This window comes from Cognatundibacterium jejuense, from assembly GCF_014284255.1.
Classification (GTDB): Bacteria; Pseudomonadota; Gammaproteobacteria; order Burkholderiales; family Burkholderiaceae_D; genus Undibacterium; species Undibacterium jejuense.
In genome coordinates, this window is record NZ_JACOFV010000018.1 from 1 (window position 1) to 19,371 (window position 19,371).

Sequence of the window (19,371 nt, forward strand, 5' to 3'; positions counted from 1 at the left end):
GTCACAAATATCGCCTTGCACAAACAGGTGGCGTTCGTCATTGCGCAAACTGGTCAGGTTGTTTAGATTACCGGCATAAGTCAATTTATCGTAATTCAGTACCGACTCATCGGACTGTGCCAGCCAGCTCAAGACAAAATTGGCGCCGATAAAACCAGCACCGCCTGTAACAAATATCATTCTCAAACCCCTAAAGTAGTAACTTCAAATTAGCTCGCGATTTTATTAGAGTTCAGGGGGTATTAGCTAGAAATATAGGTTGTCAAAAGAGAATTTAATTTGATTTTTACATGCTTAATAGCTGGAAATTCCCCTAAATTGGCGACTTCTTGGTGCCATTTCAAAGTTCACGGAGAAATTGTAAATAGACAAAGGCGAGACTGCACACCTAGGGTTAACCTTATATCGATCTTGTTAAGTGAGAGATTTAGTAAAAAATAATGAAGTCTATTAAATGGAGTCGATTAATTACTGTCTATTTGCGACAAGCAAATCCAGATAGTCGTGATAATGGCGTAGGCAAGGACCAGTGTAGCGACCAATGTAAGTTTCATGGGAGCCCCCTAAGGCCGGAAAAATGAAACTGTGTTGAACAGTTTTTCAGGATAGATATTGAAATGCATTTTGTTCGTATGGATTTGTTTCCTTCTTGTTTCTAAATGTAATCCAAATTGCTGCGTAGCAACAAAGGGGAGTGAAAGTTTTGATGGTAAGCAAAAAAATGTCATTTGGGGCTTGAAAAAACAGATGCCATCACCAAGTACGGCTGCAATATGTAATTGACTGGAGGTTAAGAATGCAACACCAAGAAAATATGCAAACAGAAAATGAAACTCAGGCAGCGAAGCAGGCGGCTGAAACTGTTCAGTCAGCGGCTGAACCGGTGGCAGAAGCCGAAGCGGCCATTTCTGAGGAAGTGGTTGATACAGAAGCAAAAAATAGGCAAATCATCGCTGAACTAGAAGCGAAAGTTGCAGAATTGCAAGACGCATTTATGCGTGCTAAAGCAGATGGTGAAAATATTCGCCGTCGCGCGCAAGAAGATATTTCTAAGGCTCACAAGTTTGCCATTGAAGGTTTCGCTGAAGCAATGGTGCCAGTCAAAGACAGCCTGGAAATGGCATTAAAGGTTGAAACACCGTCAATTGACTCCTTGAAAGAAGGTGTTGAAATGACATTGAAGCAATTAAGTGCGGCCTTTGAAAAAAATCGCCTTATGGAAATCAATCCAGTCCAAGGTGAAAAACTTGATCCTATGAAACATCAAGCCATTTCTATGGTGCCTGCTGAACAAGATGCAAACACCGTCGTTACTGTTTTGCAAAAGGGATATAACATTGCTGATCGCTTGTTACGCCCGGCTTTAGTAACCGTTGCACAAGGTAAATAAAAAAAAGCGTAAAAAACCAGCAAAAAACGCTTGAAAAGCAGGTTTTTTACCTAATATCGGGTACAGACGAGTTATTCAATTAAGTTCTTGAAGCTTTTGATGAGTGAAAACGCAAAAAGTTCAACAATTTAGATTAACTCAAAAATATTGACAAATACATAAAATCTAAATAATTCTGAGGAAAAATCATGGGAAAAATGATTGGTATTGATTTGGGTACAACCAACTCTTGCGTTGCTATCATGGAAGGCGGCCAGCCTAAAGTTATCGAAAACGCTGAAGGCGCGCGTACCACGCCGTCTATCATTGCTTATCAAGAAGATGGTGAAATTCTGGTTGGCGCATCTGCGAAACGCCAGGCTGTCACCAACCCAAAAAATACACTGTTCGCGGTAAAACGCTTGATCGGTCGTAAATTCGAAGAAAAAGAAGTGCAAAAAGACATCAGTCTGATGCCTTACACGATTTCCAAGGCCGACAACGGCGATGCGTGGGTTTCTGTGCGCGACAAACGTTTGGCGCCACCACAAATTTCCGCAGAAGTTTTGCGTAAAATGAAAAAAACCGCTGAAGATTACCTCGGCGAAGAAGTGACTGAAGCGGTTATTACTGTCCCAGCATACTTTAACGATGCACAACGTCAGGCAACGAAAGATGCAGGCCGTATCGCTGGTCTGGATGTTAAACGCATCATTAACGAACCAACTGCAGCGGCATTGGCTTTTGGTCTGGACAAAAAAGAAAAAGGCGATCGCAAGATTGCAGTCTACGATTTGGGTGGTGGTACATTTGACGTATCGATCATTGAAATCGCTGACGTTGATGGCGAAATGCAATTCGAAGTATTGTCCACTAACGGCGATACTTTCCTCGGTGGTGAAGATTTCGATCAACGCGTGATCGACTACATCATTACTGAATTCAAAAACATCAATGGTCTGGATTTGTCCAAAGATCCGATCGCTTTGCAACGCATCAAAGCCTCTGCTGAACGCGCAAAAATCGAGTTGTCGAGCGCACAGCAGACAGAAATTAATGAGCCGTACATCGCGATGGCGAACGGCGCACCAGTGCATTTGAATTTGAAAATCACACGTGCAAAATTGGAAGCATTGGTTGAAGAACTGATTCAAAAAACCATGGAACCTTGCCGTCTGGCGATCAAAGATGCTGGCGTTAAAACATCAGACATCGACGACATCATCCTGGTTGGTGGTATGACTCGTATGCCTAAAGTGCAAGAACTGGTCAAAGACTTTTTCGGTAAAGAACCACGTAAAGACGTGAATCCTGACGAAGCAGTAGCCGTTGGTGCAGCGATTCAAGGATCGGTCTTGTCTGGCGATCGCAAAGATTTGTTGTTACTGGACGTAACACCGTTGTCTCTGGGTATCGAAACTCTGGGCGGTGTAATGACTAAGATGATCCAGAAGAACACAACGATCCCAACCAAATTTAGCCAAGTGTTCTCGACAGCGGACGACAATCAGCCAGCGGTAACGATTAAAGTTTACCAAGGTGAACGTGAAATTGCTGCCGGTAATAAAGGCTTGGGTGAATTCAATCTGGAAGGTATTCCACCAGCAGCACGCGGTACACCACAGATCGAAGTAACTTTTGACATCGATGCGAACGGTATTTTGCACGTAGGTGCAAAAGACAAAGCCACTGGCAAAGAAAATAAAATCACGATCAAAGCTAACTCTGGTCTGACTGAAGAAGAAATCCAGAAAATGGTGAAAGACGCAGAATTGAATGCGGAAGAAGACAAAAAAGTCAAAGAATTGGCTGAGTCCCGCAATCAAGGTGATGCATTGGTTCACTCCACTAAGAAAGCTTTGTCTGAACACGGCGACAAGTTAGAAGCTGGCGAAAAAGAGAAAATCGAAGCCGCAATCAAAGATCTGGAAGACGTATTGAAATCCGGTGACAAAGCTGAGATCGACACTAAATTGGGCGCGCTCTCTACAGCATCCCAAAAGCTCGGTGAAAAAGTGTATGCCGACATGCAAGCGCAACAAGCTGCTGCTGGCGCTGCGGGCGGTGCAGGTGCGGCTGGCGCAGAAGTACATGCGAAGGATGACGACGTTGTTGATGCTGACTTTAAAGAAGTTAAAGATAACAAGTAATCCCGTCACCCAATAACGGCGACGTATAAGCGCAGAGGCGCAGAGGCCGCAGAGAAAATCAAATGATCTCTGCGTCTCTGCGCTTTTGTAGTAACTGTTTTTGAACTTTTAAAATGACACATTGAACGCGACTGTCGCACAATGTGAATCAATAAAAACAAGGTGTAATCGAGATGGCGAAGCGTGATTTTTACGAAATTCTCGGAGTCGGTAAAAACGCCTCAGAAGATGAAATCAAAAAGGCTTATCGTAAGCTGGCGATGAAATACCATCCGGATCGTAATCCGGATAACAAGGCTGCCGAAGAAAAATTCAAAGAAGCCAAAGAAGCTTACGAGATGCTTTCTGATAGCCAAAAGCGTGATGCGTATGACCGTTACGGCCATGCTGGTGTTGATCCAAATATGGGCGGCGGCGGCGGTGGTGGTGCCGGTGGATTTGCAGATGCGTTTGGCGACATTTTCGGTGATATCTTTGGTGGTGGCGGTGGTCGCCGAAGTGCCGGACCTCAAGTCTATCGTGGCGCAGATTTGCGTTACAACCTTGAGATTACGTTAGAGCAAGCAGCGAATGGTTTTGATACCACAATTCGTGTTCCAAGCTGGGATGAATGCGATACGTGCCATGGCTCAGGCGCTAAACCTGGAACCTCTCCTGTGACATGTACCACTTGCGCCGGACACGGTCAGGTACGCATGCAACAAGGTTTGTTCAGTATTCAACAAACCTGTCCTAAATGCCACGGTACAGGCAAAATGATTCCCGATCCATGCCCGACTTGCTCTGGTGTTGGTCGTATCAAACGCAATAAAACCCTGGAAGTGAAGATTCCAGCCGGTATTGATGACGGCATGCGTATTCGTTCATCCGGAAACGGTGAGCCTGGCGTCAATGGCGGGCCTCCGGGTGATCTGTATGTTGAAATCCATATCAAGCAGCATCCAGTGTTCCAACGCGAAGGCGATGATTTGCATTGCGAAATTCCGATTTCCTTTGTCAAAGCAGCGCTCGGTGGCGATATTGAAGTGCCAACACTGAGCGGCAAAGCGTCGTTCACTGTCCCTGAAGGTACCCAATCCGGTAAGACTTTCCGCCTACGTAGTAAAGGCGTCAAAGGAGTACGCTCTGGATACGCCGGTGATTTGTTCTGCCATGTTGTGATTGAGACACCGGTAAAACTGACTGAGAAGCAAAAAGACTTGCTACGCGAGTTTGAGCAATTGACGGTTGAAGGCGGTTCAAAACACAATCCGCAAAGCAAGACCTGGATGGATAAAGTGAAAAAGTTTTTTGAATAAAACGGCTTTAAGCACTTCGTCGCATAAAGCATAGCCCTGTTGAATTTCAGCAGGGCTTTTTTTTACCCACAAATGCGCCCTTAAATTGTGCAAATTAGAAAAAATGCTCCAAAAAAGCACAAGAGAACTAGCAGGATTTAGGTTAAGCTAAACGACCATTTACAAAAGCTTACAAATATAATGGGACATTGTTGAGCGTTCGATTTCTTCGGACAGTAATATTTTTACTCTCAACATGAGATCATCGATCAGAGGAGACAAAATGCGTTTGATGAAATTGAAATTTTGGTTAGCTGTATGTGGTTTAGCGATGGGCGTTGCTACCGGTGTTAATGCAACGGAAGTCGCTGGTGTGAAGTTGGATGATACATTGCAGCTCGCCAATACCGAACTCAAGTTAAATGGCGCTGGTATACGCTACAAAGCAATTTTTAAAGTATATGTTGCTGGTTTGTACTTGAAAGAAAAAAAGACCACGGTGCAAGATGTCCTGAATGCCGACGGCCCACGTCGTGTAACTCTTGTGATGATGCGTGATCTCAGCAGTGAAGATTTTAGCCGTGGATTTATGCAAGGCATACAAAAAAATACGGATAAAGGAGATAAAGCCAAACTCACTTCTCAGTTTTTGCGTTTTGGAGAACTGTTCGCATCCGTTCCCGAGCTGAAAAAGGGCGATGTGATGACCAATGACTGGATCCCTGGCGTTGGTACCGTGGTTGCCCTCAACGGTAAAAAAATGGGTGATCCTTATCCGGATATTCTTTTCTACAATGCCCTACTGCGTATTTGGTTGGGTGAAAGCCCAGTTGATAGTGGTCTGAAGAAGGCCATGCTAGGTGCGTCAGAGAACCGTAGCGCATTTCGCTAACTTATTCTAGTTTTCGTTCATAAAAAAGAGAAGGAGAGGTTCCTTCTCTTTTTTTTTAAATTTGAATTTGTTATCTTCCTCTCGTCACCCCGCTAGATGCTGGTAATGTACATACATCAACATTATTCAATGCGTGGGCTGGTCGTTATCACCATTTATCCTGATGTTGCAAGCTCACTGGTTTCCATCATCGATTCTCTGGTGTGGGGGCATAGGCAATGATTTGATAGAATCCTTGACTGATTGCCGTTCATCCAAGCTGAGCAGGAATAACAGGGATGTCGGAGAAACGGTTAAAATCATGCCTGTTTCACATTCAAGGCAATACGATGGTAGACCAAATCCGAACAGAATTGACCCCAGCGCAGTTGTTTGAAAACAATCGCCGTTGGGCGCAAGCGATACACGATAAAGACGCTGATTTTTTTAAAAAACTTGCTGCACAACAAAATCCGGAATACTTGTGGATAGGTTGTTCTGATAGCAGAGTTCCGGCAAATGAATTACTTGGTTTGCTTCCCGGTGAATTATTTGTTCATCGTAATATTGCCAATGTTGTCGTTCATTCAGACTTAAATTGTTTGTCTGTGTTGCAGTTTGCGGTTGACGTCTTGGGCGTAAAGCACATTATTATTTGTGGCCATTATGGTTGTTCCGGCGTACACGCAGCAATGACGGGTGGACGCGTCGGTTTGGCTGATAACTGGCTTCGTCACGTGCAAGACGTGCACCAAAAATACGAACGCTATATGGGTGAAACACTGAACCTGAAAGAACGCGGCGATCGTTTATGCGAACTCAATGTGATTGAACAGGTGGTTAATGTTTGTAAGACCACGGTGATTCAGGATGCGTGGGAGCGCGGACAAGAGGTTACGGTGCATGGTTGGGTATATGGCTTGCAAGATGGTTTGCTTAGTGAGCTCGGCATGACAGTCAGTTCGCCTGAGACGCTGGCTGGCCATGTGAAGGCAAGTCTGGCGCGCTATTCTGGTTCAATTTAATTGACGAAAAATTGGGGGCGAAGTTGCTCCCAATTTACTTTGGCTTTTAATGGTATGCTGAACTCTTTTTTTATGCTTAACTGTTTTTACACATGAAGCTGACTGAACTTAAGCACATTGCTGGGTAAAAAAGTGAATCTTATACAGCCAAAAAAACTGCTTTTATCCAAGTGGACTGCGATGGAAATCGTTGCTAAACAAAAGCATTTTATTGTGACCAAATTGGTTGAGCCAATGGACCCCGATCAGCCGCCAGAGTTGATCGAAATTGAAGCGGTTTATAGTAAAGCAGTGCGCCAGATTCCCTGGCGCGACTTATGCGATGATAGTCAATGGCAGCGGGGGTGGAAATGAGTCTGGATTCTTTTTCGCCAAACTTACGGGCTTTGGTGATCGGTTCTACTGGCGCAATTGGTGCTGCGTTTGTACGTGGCATACGTGCTCATCGTGCTGATGCGCAGGTGATTGAATTGCATCGACACTCGACGCCAGCGATTGATTTTACGAACGAACGAAGCATAGAGCAGGCATCACAGGCTTTAGCGCCGCAAGGGCCGTTTCATCTGATCATTAACGCCACAGGTATTTTGCATGGTGATAATTTTATGCCAGAGAAAAAATTGGCGGACCTGGAATACCAGCACCTCAAACATATCTTTGAAATCAATACGTTTGGACCAGCTTTGGTCATGCGTTACTTCACGCCCTTACTTGACCGGGAGCGCGGTGTGATGACCTTGTTATCTGCAAAGGTGGGTAGCATAGAAGATAACCGCTTAGGTGGTTGGTACAGCTACCGGGCCTCAAAAGCGGCACTGAATATGTTGGTTAAAACGGCAGCGATAGAATTAAAACGTAGTCAGAAAAATGCCGTTTTATTGGCTTTGCATCCGGGTACCGTGCAATCCGGACTGTCGCAACCGTTCCGTGGTGGAAGTCTGGCCAGAAATGCGGATGATGCGGTTACAGATATGCTCAATGTGATTAATCAAAAAACACCTGATCAATCGGGTAACTTTTATACCTACGATGACCAGCAGCTACCATGGTAGCAGCTCTCGTCTGTTTCAATTCTTCAGGTCACTAAACGGTAGCCCACGCCGGTTTCAGTAATAAAATGCTTAGGCTGTGCAGGTTCACGTTCTAGTTTCTGACGCAAATTCGCCATGTAAATTCTGAGGTAATGACTACTTTCAGAATGGTTTGGCCCCCATACTTCTTTGAGTAACTGCTGATGCGTCATGACTTTACCGGCATTACGTGCCAACACCGATAACAGACGATATTCGAGTGGGCTTAAGTGGACGGCTTCTTCGCCGCGTGTCACGGTGCGCAAGCCAAAGTTAATGTTGACTTCGCCAAACTGAAAAATCGATTCAGCCTGCGCATTTGCAGGTTGACGGCGGCGCAAGTGCGCACGGATACGTGCAATCAATTCAGCCGCTCCGAAGGGTTTGCTCAGGTAGTCATCGGCACCCGCATCGAGTGCGGCGACTTTTTCCTGTTCTTGCGTGCGCGCCGATAAAACGATGATCGGTACTTCACTCCAGCTACGCACGTCACGTATGACGTCGAGACCGTTCATGTCAGGCAAACCAAGATCAACGATCAACAAGTCAGGTTTGCGTGTGGCACAAGTAATTAAGCCTTGTTTTCCGGTTTCACTTTCATAAACTTCCATGCCTTCTGCCTCAAATGCAGCAGTAAGAAACCGACGGATTTGTTTTTCGTCTTCTATCAGGACGATATGTATTTTGCTTTCGCTCATGCTATTTCCGACTCGATGACAGGGGGCATTGCGGGCGCATTGCCAATAGGAAGAGAGAAGGTAAATTGTGCGCCCCCATCTTCCAGCGTTTCTCCCCAGATTTTACCACCGTGTGCATTGACAATGGCTTCACAGATTGCCAGACCAAGGCCCACGCCAGGGCTCGCTGATTCAACATTGCCCCGCGTGAATTTTTCAAAAATATTGATTCCCATTGGTAAGCCCGGGCCGTTGTCGGTAATAACGACCCAGACGTGGTCTTTGTGTTTGACGGCAGCTAAGTGAATCATTCCTTCGCCGTACTTGGCCGCATTCTCAATTAAATTACACAGTACTCGCTCAATCAACACCGCATCAAAAGAAAGCAAGGGCAGGTCTTTTGGGATATTGGTTTCTAATTGATGGCCGATCAAACTGTGGTGGCATGCGCGCAGGGCACTGCCAACCACTTCTTCCAATGGTTGCCATTGCAAATTCAAATTGATTTTACCGGATTGCAGGCGTGCCATATCTAACAAGTTGGCCACCAGACCGCTCATCCTGAGGGCTTCTTCATGAATAGCATGACTTAATTCGTGACGTTTTTCTTCGGTTAAATCAGTTTGTTCATCAAGGGTGCTGGCTAAACCAACGATGGCGGTCAATGGTGTGCGTAAATCATGCGAAATAGCCGAGAGTAGTGAGTTGCGCAGACGTTCTGCCTCCATGTTAATCAGCGCATCTTGTGCAACGTCGACATAATGTACACGTTCTAAAGCGAGTGCAATTTGCGAAGCAAAGGTATCCAATAATTGCTGCTGCTCTGGTTGGAAAATCTGTTGCTGATCATGCGGTGCAATCGCCAGCACGCCGCGCGTGCGCATGGGCGCTTGCAAAGGGATATACAACACCGCATTGGAGGGCAGGGTATTGGTACCTAGCCCAGCTTTTTGTGCGTTATCGTAGACCCATTGCGCGACATCGGTGTCGAGCTCTTGTAAGGTTGATTTCTCATTGCCACCAGACACTGGTGGACGTACTTTTTCGTGGCTATCTGGCAGCAATACTGCAACTTTGGCCTGGAATACTGGTGCGACATGTTCGGTACTGATTTCGATAATTTGTTCTATCATCAATGCGCCTGACAAAGATTTTGTCATGGTATAGAGCGCATCGGCACGGCGTTCGCGGTAGTGCGCGATACGTGCCTGAAAGCGCAAATTCGCCATCAGATTACTGATGATCAATGACACTGCCAACATAATCGCAAACGTAAATAAATACTGGCTATCGCTGACGCTAAAAGAAAATCGTGGGGGCACGAAGAAAAAATCAAAACTCGCCACACTCAGGAAAGACGCAAGTATAGATGCGCCTCTCCCAAAGCGAATCGCAATAAATACAACGGCCAACAAATACAACATCACCACATTAGCCAGATCAAAAATTTGCATCAAACCTGCGCTGATGAGTGTTGCAGCCATACAAACGACTGCTGTCCAGATGTAATCGCTGGAGCTGGTTTTCTTTTCTTGTTCTGAGTTCAAATGGCTAGTACCAACGATGCCGCGTGATTTTTCTGAGCTGGCTTCCAGATCATGTCCCACCATCACAATATCGATATCTTTGGTGCGGTTTGCCAGTTCATCAGCGAGACTATTCCGACGCAAACGTTCCCATGCAGGACGTAAAGATTTGCCAATGACGATTTTTGAGACATTGCGACTTTGTGCATAGCTCAATAGCAGCGTTGGTAAGCTTTCACCTGCCAGGGTTGTGGTCTCAGCGCCTAACTCTTGCGCGAGTTTGAGCGTTTTCATAATCGCTTCGCGCTTGTCGTTGTTAAGATTCTGTAGCTTTGGCGTTTCGACATAAACCGCGATCCAATCAGCCCGCAGGCTAGCAGCAAGGCGGGCTGCGCCGCGTACTAATTTGCTGGCGCTTTCATCGGGGCCTATGCAAACCAGCAAACGCTCTTTGGCTTGCCAGACTGTATTGATAGACTGGTCTGCGCGGTAATCGCGCATTTGGACGTCAACCTGATCGGCGGTGCGGCGCAATGCCAGTTCACGCAAGGCGATCAGATTCCCTTTGCGGAAAAAATTCTTGGCAGCCCGTTGGGCCTGTTGTTCCAGATAGACTTTGCCTTCTTTGAGGCGGCGTAGTAATTCATCCGGCGGCAGATCAACCAGCGTAATTTCGTCGGCTTGATCAAACACTTTGTCTGGCACCGTTTCCCAAACACGAATGCCGGTAATTTGCCCCACGACGTCATTGAGTGTTTCTAAGTGTTGCACATTGACGGTGGTGTAGACGTTGATTCCGGCTGCGAGTAATTCTTCGATATCTTGCCAGCGTTTGGCATGGCGTGATCCGGCGACGTTGGAATGGGCTAATTCGTCCATCAATATCAGATCGGGATGACGCATCAAGGCTTCGTCAATATCAAACTCGGATAGGATGCGATCTTTGTATTGAATTTTTTTCGGAGGTAACACTTCGAGGTTTTGACTGACTTGCATAGTATCGTGTCGGCCATGTGTTTCGACGACACCGACTAATACGTCAACGCCATTGGCTTTCTGCGCATGAGCGGCATTCAGCATCGCGTAGGTTTTACCGACTCCGGCACAGGCACCGAAAAAAATTTTCAAGCGACCACGTTGTTGTCGCTGGTCATCGCGCTGGATTTTATCTAGCAGTGCATCTGGATCGGGGCGGGAGGTATTCATTGTCTCAATAGTGAAATCGCCCGGTAAGACTATGCAAGACCGGGCAGGATTATTGTGCATGCCGAGTGCATGCACAATGTATTTCTGATTTATAACAACTTAATGCAATTGATTAAGCGCCAGATTCAGTTCAAGTACATTAACGCGTGCTTCACCAAACAGGCCAAATTGAGGTTCTTTGGTATTGTTTGCGATTAAATCACGGACTTGTTCGACTTTCAAGCCACGTGCTTTTGCGACACGTTGTGCTTGATAAGTTGCTGCCGCTGGACTGATTTCAGGATCAAGACCACTACCTGATGCGGTGACCAGATCAACAGGAATTGCCGCTTTGTTTTCTGGGTCTGCATCGTGCAAAGCCTTGATGCGATCTTCGATGGCGGCTTTCAATGCGGGATTGGTTGGACCTTGGTTAGAACCGCCAGATGCCAGACCATTGTAAGCAAAAGTACCAGCGCCGGATGGTCTGCCCCAAAAATTCTTTGGATCAGAGAAATTTTGGCCAATTAATTTCGAGCCTAAAATTTTTCCATCTTTTTCGATAATACTGCCATTCGCCTGATTGTTAAAAGCGACCTTGCCTACACCTGTTACCGCTAATGGATAAACGATGCCGGTCACTGCGGTCAACAAAACGAAGGAAGCGACTAAGGGACGTAAAATTTTCATGATGTGCTTTCGATTCTTTTCGTTTTATACCAGACCAAAGATGGTAAGGATGATGTCGATCAATTTAATACCAATGAACGGTACGATCAAACCACCTACACCATAGACCAGTAAGTTACGACGCAATAAAACATCAGCGCCCAGGGCACGATATTTAACACCTTTCAATGCCAATGGGATCAAGAACACGATGATCAATGCATTGAAAATAACTGCCGACATGATCGCACTTGCCGGGCTGGTCAAATGCATCAAATTTAAGGCATTCAGCTGTGGGTAAGTCGTAGCAAACATCGCAGGAATAATTGCGAAGTATTTCGCAACGTCATTGGCAATACTGAAGGTCGTCAAAGAACCGCGCGTCATCAGCATTTGCTTACCGATTTCAACGATTTCGATCAATTTGGTTGGATTGGAATCCAGATCGACCATGTTACCGGCTTCTTTCGCTGCCTGAGTACCGCTGTTCATCGCTACCGCGACGTCAGCTTGTGCCAGCGCTGGGGCATCGTTGGTACCGTCACCAGTCATCGCCACCAACTTGCCTTCTGCCTGATGGGAGCGGATCAGTTTCAATTTATCTTCTGGTGTTGCTTCAGCCAGGAAATCATCCACACCTGCTTCCGCTGCGATAGCAGCAGCTGTTAAGCGATTGTCACCGGTGATCATAATGGTTTTGATACCCATTTTGCGCAATTCGGCGAAGCGTTCTTTGATACCACCTTTCACGATATCTTTGAGCTCAATCACACCCATGACACGTTGGTCATCAATGACCACCAAAGGTGTACTACCCTGGCGTGCAACCTGATCAACGGTGTCTATCACTGCTTGTGGGAAACTATGGCCCATTTCAGTGAAGTATTTGCGGGTCGCATCGACAGAGCCTTTACGAATCTTGCGAACGACACCGGCGTGGTTCAGATCAACACCACTCATACGGGTTTGTGCCGTAAAGGGGATGAATTCTGCACCCAGCGCTTGAATATCACGTTCACGCAATTGGAATTTTTGCTTCGCCAGAATAACGATACTACGACCTTCTGGTGTTTCATCTGCCAGCGAAGACAATTGTGCTGCATCTGCCAATTGTTCTTCAGTTACGCCTGGGGCAGGGTAGAACGTGGACGCCTGACGATTACCCAAAGTAATCGTACCGGTTTTGTCCAGCAACAAAACGTCAACGTCACCAGCTGCTTCAACCGCACGACCAGAAGTTGCAATCACGTTGGCTTGCATCATACGGCTCATACCCGCCACACCAATCGCTGACAACAAGCCACCAATGGTCGTTGGTATCAAGCACACCAGCAATGCGACCAATACGGTGATGGTTACTGGTGTACCAGCACCGGAAGCTTCAACGCTGAATTGGGAGAATGGCAGCAAAGTGACAGTCGCTAACAGGAACACGATAGTCAATGCGACCAACAAAATCGTCAAGGCGATTTCATTTGGTGTTTTTTGACGTTTCGCACCTTCAACCATGGCGATCATACGATCCAAGAAGGCTTCACCTGGATTGACAGTCACGCGTACGATGATCCAGTCAGACAATACACGGGTACCACCAGTGACGGCACTGAAGTCACCGCCGGATTCACGGATGACGGGTGCAGATTCACCGGTAATCGCAGATTCATCGACAGAAGCAACGCCTTCAATGACTTCACCATCAGCTGGTACGACGTCATTGGCTTCGATCAGAATGATATCGCCTTTGCGTAAGGTCGAACCACTGACTAACATTTGTGGTGCGTTGCGTTTAGCTGTCGCCAGTTTTTTAGCGCGTACATCTTGTTTAGCGCCACGCAGGGATTCTGCCTGGGCTTTACTACGGCCCTCTGCCAATGCTTCTGCAAAGTTGGCAAACAGGACGGTAAACCACAACCATAAACTGACGGCAAGAATGAAACCTGCTGGTGCTTCGCCTTTGCTGACGTAGGCTTGAACGGTTAATGCGGAGGTCAGAATACTACCCACATACACCACAAACATAACCGGATTTTTCATCTGGATTTGTGGTTGCAATTTGCGGAAAGCATCGACAATCGCTGGTTTTACTATGCTGGAATTCAGCAACGATAATTCGACTTTATGGCTCATTTTCTTCTTTCTTTTATTGGGCGATCATGGTCAGGTGTTCAACGATAGGACCGAGCGCCAATGCAGGGATGTAGGTCAATGCACCTACAATAATCACTGTACCGAGCAGCAGAGCGACAAACAGCGGGCCATGCGTAGGCAAGGTACCTGCAGTCGCTGCCAGACGTTTTTTACGTGCCATCGCACCGGCAACTGCCAGAATAGGAATGATGATGAAGAAACGACCAAACCACATTGCAATTGCTAACATCGTGTTATAGAACGGTGTGTTTGCATTCAAACCTGCAAATGCGCTGCCGTTGTTATTTGCTGCAGAGACGAACGCATACAAAATTTCAGTGAAGCCATGCGCACCAGGATTAGATATGCCTGCTTTACCATCTGCAACCATGACCGAGATCGCAGTACCAACCAGTACCAACAAGGGGCCAATCAGAATAGTGATGGCGATCATTTTCATTTCAAATGCTTCGATTTTTTTGCCCAGATATTCTGGCGTACGACCAATCATCAAGCCCGCAATAAACACTGCCATAATCGCGAAAATCAACATGCCGTACATGCCTGCACCGACACCACCAAACACCACTTCACCTAGCTTCATCAATACCAGAGGTACCATGCCGCCGATCGGTGTAAATGAATCATGCATAGAGTTCACGGCGCCGCAGGATGCTGCTGTGGTAATTGTTGCGAACAAGCCAGAAGCTGCGATACCGAAACGAGTTTCTTTGCCTTCCATATTGCCGCCAGCCTGAGACATTGCTGGCGCACTGTTCATCGCCTGATCGAGACCTAATTTTGCGAACATCGGATTACCTTGTTGTTCAGCGACGATAGCGATACCGGCAAACGTCACAAACAAGATAGCCATGACTGCAAAAATTGCCCAACCCTGACGTTTATCACCTACCATTTTACCGAACGTGATACACAATGCCGCTGGGATAATGAAGATCGCGATCATTTGTAAAAAGTTCGAAAACGGTGTTGGGTTTTCATAAGGATGTGCGGAGTTCGCATTGAAGAAACCACCCCCATTGGTGCCGACCATTTTGATCGCTTCTTGTGAAGCGACCGGACCCATAGGCAAAGTTTGTGTCGTCGTACTTTGCGCTTCCATGACTGGCTTACCAGCTGCATCATTGATTGGTGCTCCAGCAGCATCGACTTTAGGAATGGTGTAGTCGAGCTTTTCAACTAATTGCGCAGTTTTGTAGGCGTCAAAGTTTTGGATCACGCCTTGGCTCAAAAAGCCAACAGCAAATACAAACGACAATGGAACCAGAATGTACAAAGTGCCGCGTGTCAGATCGACCCAAAAGTTACCGATACTTTGTACTGTATGACGTGCAAAACCACGAATCAACGCAACTGCGACGGCCAGACCTGTCGCAGCGGAGAAAAAGTTTTGTACGCTTAAACCTGTCATTTGAGTCAAATAACTCATGGTGGTTTCTGGCGTATAACTTTGCCAGTTGGTATTGGTGACAAAACTAATCGCTGTATTGAACGATGAGTCCGTACCAACGCCAGGCAAAGCCTGTGGATTCAATGGTAAAACGAGTTGCAGACGTTGCAAGGCATAAACCACGATTACGCCAAGTACGTTAAATGCCATCAACGTTACGGCATAGTGCTTCCATGACATTTCTTCAGCCGCATCAACCCCAAAAATTTTGTAGAAGAATTTTTCTACAGGTTGCAACAACCATGAAAGGACATTTTTTTCGCCGCTCATGACTTTATTGATATACAAGCCCAAAGGCACGGCAAGTACAGTCAGTACCACCATATACAGTGCGATTTGGAAAAAGGCGGAGTGATTCATCAGAATGCCTCCGGTTTCAACAAGGCATACACCAGATAAACCAACAACAAAGCGGAAACTACCGCTGCGATAATTTGAAACAGGCTCATAAGCCGCCTCCAAGATGGCTGCAACCCTTGATCAGGGCAAATGTACATACTGCAAATACCAGCATGTATCCCAAATATAAAAATTCCATATGACCTCCAGTTAACTTCTGTAACAACTGGTAAGACAATAGGTAAAAATGGGTAAAGATGTCGTATAGCTTGAAAGGGGTGGTGTAAAGAAAGTGTAAACAGACGCATATTTCATTGTTATAAACATACTTTTACGCACGTTTGCTATGTTTTTTGCCTGGCAATTACATCGAATACCTAAATACGTACCGTGTTCAGATTTCAGCTATTCATTTTAGAAAAGACAAAAAATCAGACTCGTTCAGTGCTCATAAAAAGACGCGGGACTCTGCTCAAAACACACGGAATGGCGGTGTGTCAGGTAGATTCAATCCGTAAAAAGCCATAAAAATGCGGTCGTACTCAGGCTTGTACTCGTGTTTCAGCTTGTTGTATCGTTTTCAAAAAAATCCAACTGAATCACTACATATTCAGCCCGCGATAAGTTCATTTCATCCACCAAAAATTGCGGTTTGTCGCATTGACCTATTACTCAAAATGTAAATTGCCTATGCTTCGGTCGTCATTCGATGTGGCGCTTATTCATAGCTGAAGAATGACGGCCGAAAAATTATTTTTCGAAAATTCGATTCATCAATTGACTCTTTCTACGCAGAGATAAGGACACATCATGTCAAATTTATTACTATTGTTTTGAGCGCTATCGTGTTGGCATCGACCCAGCAGCTTGCATCCGCTGCCGATAATGTTAGTGCAGGCGCTATTGTGCAATCCATAGAATTACCTGTGCCTTCATTGCGTATGGATCCGGCCATGGCATTGGAGTATGTGGGCGTATACGATCTCTCAAATGGAGATACATTAAAAATCGTCAAACGTGGAATGTTGTTTTACGCGAGTCTGGGTACAGACGAGGTGCGTCATCGTCTCGTTACTGCAGGAAAAAGCACTTTTGTATCGGTGGACAAACAACTCAAAATTCATCTTGAGCGCGACGACAAAGGCGTTGCTAGCGGCGAGGTTTTTATTGCAGTGGGCGCGAATGGATTGCCCGTCATGGCTAGCCTGCGTCGATAAATTCAAATTGGATTACTTTCACTGGTTCGCCGAAATGCAATCAGTTGATTTGAACCCAAACCGAATTGAAACGATCGTGTAAATATTGCCTGAATAAAGAACCGTTTTCATGATGTTGATTGTCCGTTCTTTATGCGCTTTCGTAGTTCGTGGTAACCCGAACTCATATCTGATGAAAGACAACTGAGAGAGTTGTGGCGCTAAGGTTTTACCTCGAGCCCGAGGGGGTAGCTTTGTTGCCAAAAGTGATGAGAACGCAAATTGGCATACCAGGGATGAACGGATTGTGAGCAGATAATAATTTTAAAAAAATAAACAAGGTAGGGATGAGAACCCTACCTTGTTTTGATTCCTGGAGCGACTCAATTAGAAGGTTTTTGTAGCCATCAATACTGCGCTGTTTTTACCCATGAATTTGCCATTCGCAGGAGAAGCATAGAATGTTTTGTCTGCATTGGTACCGACAGCAGCGAGGCTGACGACAACGCCGCCCAATTGTTTAAATTCTTTGCTGACGCCGACTTTGTAGTCAGTGTAAGTTGCAGCGCTGGAGTTCATGCCTTGTACTTTTTGGTAACCAACGTGCAGGTTCAGTGTTAAACCTTCGCTGATTTCGATATTTGCACCTGCGTCCAGGTAGCCGCTGTTTTTACTGTCAACGATACCGAACAATGGTGTTACTGCGTGAGAGTATTTGATATACGCAGGACCGTAACCAAGTTGACCGTAGATTTCTAGAGTATTCGCATCTTTAGCACCAACATTGGTCATGTTGTTGTTGACATAGACGTAGCCCAGTACGCCGACGTCATAAGAGATGTCTTTTGTTACTTCACCGCGTTTACCAGCGTAGATATCCCATTCTGCAGGTGTACTGCCAGCACCTGGTGTGTCAGAAATCCATTTGATTGTCGACAACCAGGTACCAGCGTACAAGCCAGTTGGATTGTTGGTGTAGTCTGCCCCACCTTGTAATGCTGGGTCTAAACGTGTTTGAGAGATGCCACGATAGCGATAGTCGCTTGCCAGGCTGGCGTTGAAAGTAACTTCGTTATCTGGTTTAACTTCATCTGCAAATGCAGCGCCAGAGGAAATGAGAGTAGCAATGACGCTCAAAAACAGGATATTTTTCTTCATGTGATCTTCCTTTTTATCGCCGCCAACATGGCGACTTGATAGTGGTCAGAATAACGGTGAAGGTGTAAAAACGGTGCAAAGATAGTCTAGGTGAATGTATAGATCGCGTAAACCTGGATTTGTAAAAAAAGCATCAACGAGTGAAATTGTGCCAAAAATGTCGGTTCCTGATCCAAAAATTTCATTTTGGAAATATTTTTTAGCTGACTAAGTGTTGAAAAGATTAAAAAATTGCCCCGGCCTCATTTTCAGGGTGGGGCAATTTTTATTGCGCTCTGGGCGCAGTTAGTAGTTGGGGTGTTAAAAACAGTGTTCAGGTGCAGGGAAGGTTTTGTCTTTTACTGCTGCAACATAGGCCAATACTGCGGCGTCGATATTGGTTTGACCTTCCATGAAATTTTTCACGAAGCGTGCTTTACGACCCGGGAAAACACCAAGCAGGTCGTGCATGACCAACACCTGACCAGAACAATCAACACCAGCGCCTATGCCGATAGTAGGTATATCTAAACTATCAGTCACTTCTTTACCCAAAGTTGCTGGAATTGCTTCTAAAACCAGCAAACTGGCACCTGCGGCTTGTACTGCCAAGGCTTCCATTTTGAGCAAACCTGCGGTGGCGTCGGTTTTCCCTTGTACTTTATAGCCACCTAATACATTGACAGACTGTGGCGTCAGGCCTAGATGTGCGCAAACCGGAATTGCGCGTTCGGTCAGAAATTTGATCGTCGGTGCTAGCCAGTTACCACCTTCTAATTTGACCATTTGCGCCCCGGCTTGTATTAATTGGACGGCGTTTTGGTAGGCTGTCTCTGGTGTTCCATAGCTGCCAAAAGGCATGTCCGCGACGATCGCTGCCTTTTTATTGCCGCGCGCCACTGCTGCTGTGTGGTAGGCAATATCCGTAACCGTCACTGGCAACGTTGAATCGTGGCCCTGGCAAACCATACCGAGGGAGTCGCCTATCAATAAAATATCGACACCACAGCGATCCATGAGTGCTGCGAAACTCGCGTCATAACAAGTCAACATGGTGATTTTCTCGCCCTGAACTCTCATGTTCTGTAAGCCAGGAACACTGACAGCTTTACGATCTTGTAAATATTCAGCCATTCTTTTCTCCAAAGGTGATGCTGCCATTTGATTTTTTGTGACAGCTGGTTTGGTCTCCACCATAACCTCAGACTACGATTTTATTATTGACTTGACATTCATGAGTCAAGCCGTGCACTCGTGTTGCGCAGTCTAACTCAAATTCTAT

At 45.9% G+C, this 19,371-nt stretch carries 17 protein-coding genes; 8 read left to right on the top strand and 9 right to left on the bottom strand.

The window, feature by feature from the left end; all coding sequences use genetic code 11:
- On the bottom strand, positions 1–180 hold a 180-nt coding region (locus tag H8K32_RS16985), incomplete at its 3' end, for a GDP-mannose 4,6-dehydratase (RefSeq protein ID WP_186913753.1).
- 616 nt (positions 181–796) lie between these two features.
- On the opposite strand from H8K32_RS16985, the gene grpE reads away from it, so the two are divergent.
- From grpE to H8K32_RS17020, 7 genes are all read left to right on the top strand, one after another.
- Complete coding sequence (gene grpE / locus H8K32_RS16990) at positions 797–1,390, top strand: nucleotide exchange factor GrpE (protein WP_186913754.1); 594 nt, start codon at positions 797–799, stop codon at positions 1,388–1,390.
- A gap of 188 nt (positions 1,391–1,578) precedes the next feature.
- Positions 1,579–3,519: a molecular chaperone DnaK gene (gene dnaK, locus H8K32_RS16995; protein WP_186913755.1), complete on the top strand. Its 1,941-nt coding sequence runs from the start codon at positions 1,579–1,581 to the stop codon at positions 3,517–3,519.
- A 173-nt stretch (positions 3,520–3,692) separates the two neighbouring features.
- On the top strand, positions 3,693–4,817 hold the full coding sequence (gene dnaJ / locus H8K32_RS17000; RefSeq protein ID WP_186913756.1) for a molecular chaperone DnaJ: 1,125 nt from the start codon (positions 3,693–3,695) through the stop codon (positions 4,815–4,817).
- Positions 4,818–5,079: 262 nt separating this feature from the next.
- Positions 5,080–5,688, top strand: coding sequence for a chalcone isomerase family protein (locus tag H8K32_RS17005; RefSeq protein ID WP_186913757.1), 609 nt, complete (start codon positions 5,080–5,082; stop codon positions 5,686–5,688).
- 329 nt (positions 5,689–6,017) lie between these two features.
- Positions 6,018–6,692, top strand: coding sequence for a carbonate dehydratase (gene can / locus H8K32_RS17010; protein ID WP_186913758.1), 675 nt, complete (start codon positions 6,018–6,020; stop codon positions 6,690–6,692).
- 132 nt (positions 6,693–6,824) lie between these two features.
- Entirely contained in the window at positions 6,825–7,046 is a 222-nt protein-coding gene (locus H8K32_RS17015) for a TIGR02450 family Trp-rich protein (RefSeq protein WP_186913759.1), read from the top strand.
- On the top strand, positions 7,043–7,744 hold the full coding sequence (locus H8K32_RS17020; protein ID WP_186913760.1) for an SDR family NAD(P)-dependent oxidoreductase: 702 nt from the start codon (positions 7,043–7,045) through the stop codon (positions 7,742–7,744). The genes H8K32_RS17015 and H8K32_RS17020 overlap by 4 nt, the downstream gene beginning before the upstream one ends.
- A gap of 23 nt (positions 7,745–7,767) precedes the next feature.
- Here H8K32_RS17020 and kdpE read toward each other — a convergent pair whose 3' ends face one another.
- The 6 genes from kdpE to kdpF form a co-directional block, all read right to left on the bottom strand.
- Entirely contained in the window at positions 7,768–8,460 is a 693-nt protein-coding gene (gene kdpE / locus H8K32_RS17025) for a two-component system response regulator KdpE (protein ID WP_186913761.1), read from the bottom strand.
- Positions 8,457–11,171, bottom strand: a complete 2,715-nt coding sequence (locus tag H8K32_RS17030) for a DUF4118 domain-containing protein (protein WP_186913762.1) — start codon at positions 11,169–11,171, stop codon at positions 8,457–8,459. Before H8K32_RS17030 ends, kdpE begins: the two co-directional genes overlap by 4 nt.
- A gap of 99 nt (positions 11,172–11,270) precedes the next feature.
- Positions 11,271–11,840 carry a potassium-transporting ATPase subunit KdpC gene (gene kdpC / locus H8K32_RS17035; protein WP_186913763.1) on the bottom strand — a complete coding sequence of 190 codons (570 nt, stop codon included), beginning with the start codon at positions 11,838–11,840 and terminating at the stop codon, positions 11,271–11,273.
- 24 nt (positions 11,841–11,864) lie between these two features.
- The gene (kdpB, locus tag H8K32_RS17040) at positions 11,865–13,946 is read right to left on the bottom strand and encodes a potassium-transporting ATPase subunit KdpB (RefSeq protein ID WP_186913764.1); all 2,082 of its coding nucleotides are present in this window, start codon (positions 13,944–13,946) and stop codon (positions 11,865–11,867) included.
- A gap of 13 nt (positions 13,947–13,959) precedes the next feature.
- Complete coding sequence (gene kdpA, locus H8K32_RS17045) at positions 13,960–15,777, bottom strand: potassium-transporting ATPase subunit KdpA (protein WP_186913765.1); 1,818 nt, start codon at positions 15,775–15,777, stop codon at positions 13,960–13,962.
- Positions 15,777–15,866, bottom strand: coding sequence for a K(+)-transporting ATPase subunit F (kdpF, locus tag H8K32_RS17050; protein ID WP_186913766.1), 90 nt, complete (start codon positions 15,864–15,866; stop codon positions 15,777–15,779). The genes kdpA and kdpF overlap by 1 nt, the downstream gene beginning before the upstream one ends.
- Positions 15,867–16,601: 735 nt before the next feature.
- Between kdpF and H8K32_RS17055 the strand changes: the two genes are divergently transcribed.
- Positions 16,602–16,973 (top strand): hypothetical protein, encoded by a 372-nt coding sequence (locus H8K32_RS17055; protein ID WP_222613170.1) that lies wholly within the window; start codon positions 16,602–16,604, stop codon positions 16,971–16,973.
- Positions 16,974–17,339: 366 nt separating this feature from the next.
- Here H8K32_RS17055 and H8K32_RS17060 read toward each other — a convergent pair whose 3' ends face one another.
- Positions 17,340–18,110, bottom strand: coding sequence for a TorF family putative porin (locus H8K32_RS17060; protein WP_186913768.1), 771 nt, complete (start codon positions 18,108–18,110; stop codon positions 17,340–17,342).
- A 300-nt stretch (positions 18,111–18,410) separates the two neighbouring features.
- Complete coding sequence (panB, locus tag H8K32_RS17065; RefSeq protein ID WP_186913769.1) at positions 18,411–19,223, bottom strand: 3-methyl-2-oxobutanoate hydroxymethyltransferase; 813 nt, start codon at positions 19,221–19,223, stop codon at positions 18,411–18,413.
- Between the last annotated feature and the right edge of the window lie 148 nt (positions 19,224–19,371).